At 69.5% G+C, this 4,610-nt stretch carries 4 protein-coding genes and 1 pseudogene; all 5 read right to left on the bottom strand.

Annotation, left to right across the window (positions count from 1 at the left end; all coding sequences use genetic code 11):
• Positions 1-202: pseudogene (gene rpl10e / locus B9G38_RS14335) on the bottom strand (50S ribosomal protein L16); the annotation flags it as partial.
• Between the two features lie 128 nt (positions 203-330).
• Positions 331-1,089: an endonuclease NucS gene (gene nucS / locus B9G38_RS14330; protein WP_086220819.1), complete on the bottom strand. Its 759-nt coding sequence runs from the start codon at positions 1,087-1,089 to the stop codon at positions 331-333.
• A gap of 89 nt (positions 1,090-1,178) precedes the next feature.
• Complete coding sequence (locus tag B9G38_RS18360) at positions 1,179-1,328, bottom strand: hypothetical protein (RefSeq protein ID WP_167373095.1); 150 nt, start codon at positions 1,326-1,328, stop codon at positions 1,179-1,181.
• Between the two features lie 70 nt (positions 1,329-1,398).
• Positions 1,399-2,688 (bottom strand): adenosylhomocysteinase, encoded by a 1,290-nt coding sequence (locus tag B9G38_RS14325; protein WP_086220818.1) that lies wholly within the window; start codon positions 2,686-2,688, stop codon positions 1,399-1,401.
• Between the two features lie 118 nt (positions 2,689-2,806).
• Positions 2,807-4,351, bottom strand: coding sequence for a DNA primase (locus tag B9G38_RS14320; RefSeq protein ID WP_086220820.1), 1,545 nt, complete (start codon positions 4,349-4,351; stop codon positions 2,807-2,809).
• Positions 4,352-4,610 lie beyond the last annotated feature (259 nt).

Genomic DNA, 4,610 nt, shown 5'->3' with positions numbered 1-4,610 from the left:
CGCTCTCCAGCGACCCGTGTCGAACCTGGAGCTCCTCCTCGACGCGGAGGCTGATCTGGACGGGGTAGTCGTCCGGCTCCGCGGAGAGGTCGCCCATGTTGTGCTGGGCGATCTTCGAGCCGGGGATACCCGTGATGTACTCGCGGCGGGTGTACGACGGCTTGTCGATCGTCCGATACATAGAGGCGGGTTTGTCAGACATGGCTACTTGTCCGATGTAGCCCGCGCTGCGGCGATAAACCCTTCGATAGCGAGGCGTCCGCCGCGGCTCCTCAGGGAGTCAGCGCCGGCGATCCGCCGGATTGCGGTCTGCGTTGACACGCCGCCCGCTCACTCCTCCGGCGTCGGTTCGAGCGCGACGTGGTCGAAGCCGCGCTCCGCGAGCCGCTCCGCGGCGCGGTCGGTGACCGACGGGGCGACTAAGATCCCGCGCACCTCCGGCGAGTCCGCGTCGTCGGTCTCGCCGTCGTTCGCCTCGATCCCCAACTCCTCGCGGAGCGCCCGGACGTACCGCGCGAGCTGTCCCACGGCGTCCGGACCGACCCGGCGGCGCTTCAGCTCGACGACGACCGGCGTGCCGTCGGCGTCAACGCCGAAGACGTCCATCGGACCGGCGCTGGACGGGCGTTCGGTCTCGCGGGGCTCGAACCCGGGCTCGACGAGGTCGGGGCGCTCCAAGATTCGGGTCCGGAGGTCCTCCTCGCTCCCGTGGAGCGTGAGGTCGCGGCCGCCGGTCACGGCCATCGCGGAGAGCTGGTCGACGGCCGCGAAGCGAACGGTCAGGGTCTCGTCGGGGTTGCTCCGCGTCGCGCGCACGCGCAGCCGTCCCTCGCGCACCGCGGCGCGGTGTTCCGACCCCGGCGGCTGCCAGTTGACGGGTTGCCGCCCCTCGTCGGTGTGGACGAGGGCGGCGCCGTCGGGCTTCAACACGAGCAGTCGGTCGCCGGCGCCCAGGTCCGAGGCCGCACGCCCCTCGTAGCTGACCGTACAGCGGCCGAAGACGCTGATCCGGTCGCCGCGCTCGAAGGCGTCCTCCAGCTCCCAGAGGGCCTCGCGGTGGCTCGGGTCGTGGACGCTCGTGACTGTCACTGGCTCTCGTAAGCGGTCGCGGGGGAAAAAGGACGCGAGCCGGGGCCGGTCGTCACCGTTCGGCGAGGCGACGCGCCGTTCGGCTCGTCTCAGTCGCCGCGCCGCGACACGACAATGCCGGCGACGAAGAGGACCGCGCCGAGCGCGAACGCGGCGACGCGAAGCGTCGTGTCGGAGACGAGGATTCCGGCTAACACCGAGACACCGAATCCGGAGTGTAACACCGCGGTGAGATTCATACGTCCGGTACGGTCGCGCGGCACAAAAGCGGGTCGAACCGGCGGGCTCGGCGGTCGCCGTCCGGCCGGGTCAGGTCCCGTGTTCCCAGCTCCCCATGTACTCGCGCTGCTCGTCGCTGAGGTCGTCGTACTCGACGCCCTCGGCGGCGAGCTTGATGTCCGCCACCTCGCGATCGAGCTCGTCGGGCACGTCGTGGACGCCGGCGTCGTACGCGTCGCCGTTGGCGGCGAGCTCGCGGACGACGACCGCCTGAACGCCGAAGCTCTGGTCCATCACCTCGACCGGGTGGCCTAAGGCGATGGGCGCGGCGAGGTTGACGAGGCGGCCCTCCGCGATGACGTTGAGGACGCGGCCGTCGGGCATCTCGAACCCCTCGACGCCGTCGCGGACCTCGTAGCGGTCCACGGCGAGGTCGTCGAGGTCGTCGAGGTTCACCTCCACGTCGAAGTGGCCGGCGTTCGCGAGCAGGACGCCGTCGCTCATCTCCGCGAAGTGCTCGCGGGTGATCACGTCGCGGTTGCCCGTCGTCGTGATGAACACGTCGCCCTTCGCGGCGGCCTCCTCCATGGGGAGCACCTCGTACCCCTCCATGTGCGCTTCGAGCGCCTTCCGCGGGTCGACCTCGCAGACGATGACGTTCGCGTTCTGCCCGGACGCCTTCTTGGCGACGCCCTTCCCGCACTGGCCGTAGCCACCGACGACGACGTTCTTCCCGGCCCACGAGAGGTTCGTCGTCATCGCGATGGTCGCGAGCGACGACTCGCCCGTGCCGTGGACGTTGTCGAACAGCTGCTTCATCGGCGTGTCGTTGACGGCGAAGACGGGGTAGTGGAGCTCGCCGTCGGCGTCCATCGCGCGCAGGCGGTCGACGCCCGTGGTCGTCTCCTCGGCGCCGCCGACGATGGAGTCGATCAGGTCGGGGTACTCCTCGTGGACGAGTTTCACCATGTCCATCCCGTCGTCGACGGTGACGGTCGGCTCGTGGGCGATGCAGGCGTGCATCGCGTCGTAGTACTCGTCGTCGTCGACGCCCCGCACGGCGTAGGAGGTGATCGACTCGTGGTCGTCGAGCGCGGCCGACACGTCGTCGTGCGTCGAGAGGGGGTTACACCCGGTGATCGCCACCTCGGCGCCGCCCTCGGCGAGCAGTTCGACGAGGTTCGCCGTCTTCGCCTCGACGTGCATCGCCATCGCGATCGTCTCGCCGGCGAGCGGCTGCTCGTCGACGAACTCCTCGCGCAGCGCGTTCAATATCGGCATGTGCTGGAGCGCCCAGTCCATCTTCCGGCGGCCCTCTTCCCGGGCCGCATCGACGTCGGAGAGGTGCTGTGACACCGGCGGATACGCGGTTTCGCTCATACCTCTCGGTTCGCTCACGGCGCACTAAACCCTGCCGACACCGGAGTGCGTCCGCAAAATGAGAGTCGGTCTCGGCGACCGTCGCCCGCGTTACCGAACCGAGCTGCGGACCGCGTCGTCAGTTCCCGCCCGGGCCGCCAGCGTGGTCCGGCGGTCCGCCCTCGCCGTCGTCATCGTCGGCTTCCTCGTCCGCTTCGTCTTCGTCAGCGTCCTCGTCGGCTTCCGTTTCCTCCTCGTCCGCTTCGTCTTCGTCAGCGTCCTCGTCGGCTTCCGTTTCCTCCTCGTCCGCTTCGTCTTCGTCAGCGTCCTCGTCGGCTTCCGTTTCCTCCTCGTCGGCGTCGTCTTCAGCCTCGTCTTCCTCGCTCTCCTCGTCCTCTTCGTCTTCCGCGCTCTCCTCGTCCTCTTCGTCCTCGTCGGCGTCCTCGCCCTCTTCGTCGGCGTCGTCGTCTTCAGCATCACCCTCGGTCTCCTCGGCATCGTCGCCGTCCTCCTCGCGGTCGGGGCCGGCGTCGGACGGCGGGCCGCGCTCGTCGTCATCCTCACCGTCGGGACCGGCGTGATCGGGCGCGTTACCGGGCGCGTCGGTCTCGTTCTCGGCGTCGTCGCCATCGTCCGCGTCGTCCGGACCGCCGGGGCCGCCCGCGTGGTCCGGGGCGTTACCGGGGTTGTTCGCCGTCACGAAGTCGGAGACCGCGCCACCGATGCCGCCCTCGCGGTCCTCGATGTCCTCGATGAACTCCCGGACGAGCTGGCCGAACGGCTGCCCCTCGGCCTCGTCCTCGTCGCCGACGGTGAGGTCGACGGTCGTCGAGACGCTCTCGCCCTCGTACGCGGCGGTCACCTCGACCGTGACGTTCTCCTCGGCGGCCGGGAGGCCGACGGTTCCGTCTTCGTCCGTCTCGTACTCGCCCGCGCCGGCGTAGGTGGCGTTCTCGTCGACGGTCGTGACGGTCACCGAGGCGTTCTCGACCGCGGTGCCGTTGTCGGTGACCGTGACGACGGGCTCGCCGTCGGTGTCGTCGACGGCCACTTCGAGGCCGTCGGGCGCCTCGATGTCGACCGTCTCCGAGGCGCTCTCGTTGTCGTATTCGGCCGTGACGTTCACCGTCACGTCCTCCTCGGCGGCCGGCAGCGTCACCGTGCCGTTCGCGTCGGTCTCGTACTCGCCCGCGCCGGCGTAGGAGGCGTTCTCGTCGACGGCCGTGACGTTCACCGAGGCGTTCTCGACCGGGTCGTCGTCGTTCGTCACTGTGACGACGGGCTCGCTCTCGGCGTTCTCCACGTCGAGTTCGAGGCCGTCGGGCGCTTCGAGGTCGACCGTCGTCGAGGCGGTGTCGTCGCCCGCGGCGGCGGCGGTCACCGCGACGGTGACGTCCTCCTCGGCGGCGGGAAGGTCGACCGTGCCGTTCGCGTCGGTCTCGTACTCGCCGGTCCCCGCGTACGACGCGTTCTCGTCGTCATCGTCGACGACGCTCACGACGACCGTCGCGTTCTCGACCGCGGTGTCGTTCTCGGTCACCGTGACCGTCGGTTCGCCGTCCGCGTCGTCGACGGCCACTTCGAGGCCGCCGTCGGCGGCCGCGACGCCCGTCGCCGCGACGCCCGTCACGGCGCCGAGCGCGACGACTGCGGCCAGTAGGATCGCTCTCGTGCGTTCGCTCATGTCCACTCGGGTCCAGTCCCCCTTTCCGTATAAAAAGCGAAGTCGCTTAACGCGGTTTAATCCGGCTTGTATCCGGGTTAACGGCGCTGCTGCGTCTGTTTTGGTTGATCGCCGTTAACGCGAGTATCTCGGTCGTGATCCCCCCGAGTTCGCCCCCGATTCGGCTCGGTCGTCGCTCGCGCGCGACACGTTTCTCCGGTCGTATTCCGAGTCGCTCCCGCAGAGAACACGCCCAAAGCCCCCGTGGCTGCCCCTTTGA

This window comes from Halorubrum sp. SD612 (assembly GCF_002135005.1).
The sequence above is the reverse complement of the archived record's forward strand: the minus strand, read 5'-3'. Positions and strand labels throughout refer to the sequence as shown.

What these genes read in the sequence shown, in the direction of transcription:
- B9G38_RS18360 (WP_167373095.1), bottom strand. Translation starts at nt 1,328, where the DNA reads ATGAATCTCACCGCGGTGTTACACTCCGGATTCGGTGTCTCGGTGTTA.
- B9G38_RS14325 (WP_086220818.1), bottom strand. Translation starts at nt 2,688, where the DNA reads ATGAGCGAAACCGCGTATCCGCCGGTGTCACAGCACCTCTCCGACGTC.
- B9G38_RS14320 (WP_086220820.1), bottom strand. Translation starts at nt 4,351, where the DNA reads ATGAGCGAACGCACGAGAGCGATCCTACTGGCCGCAGTCGTCGCGCTC.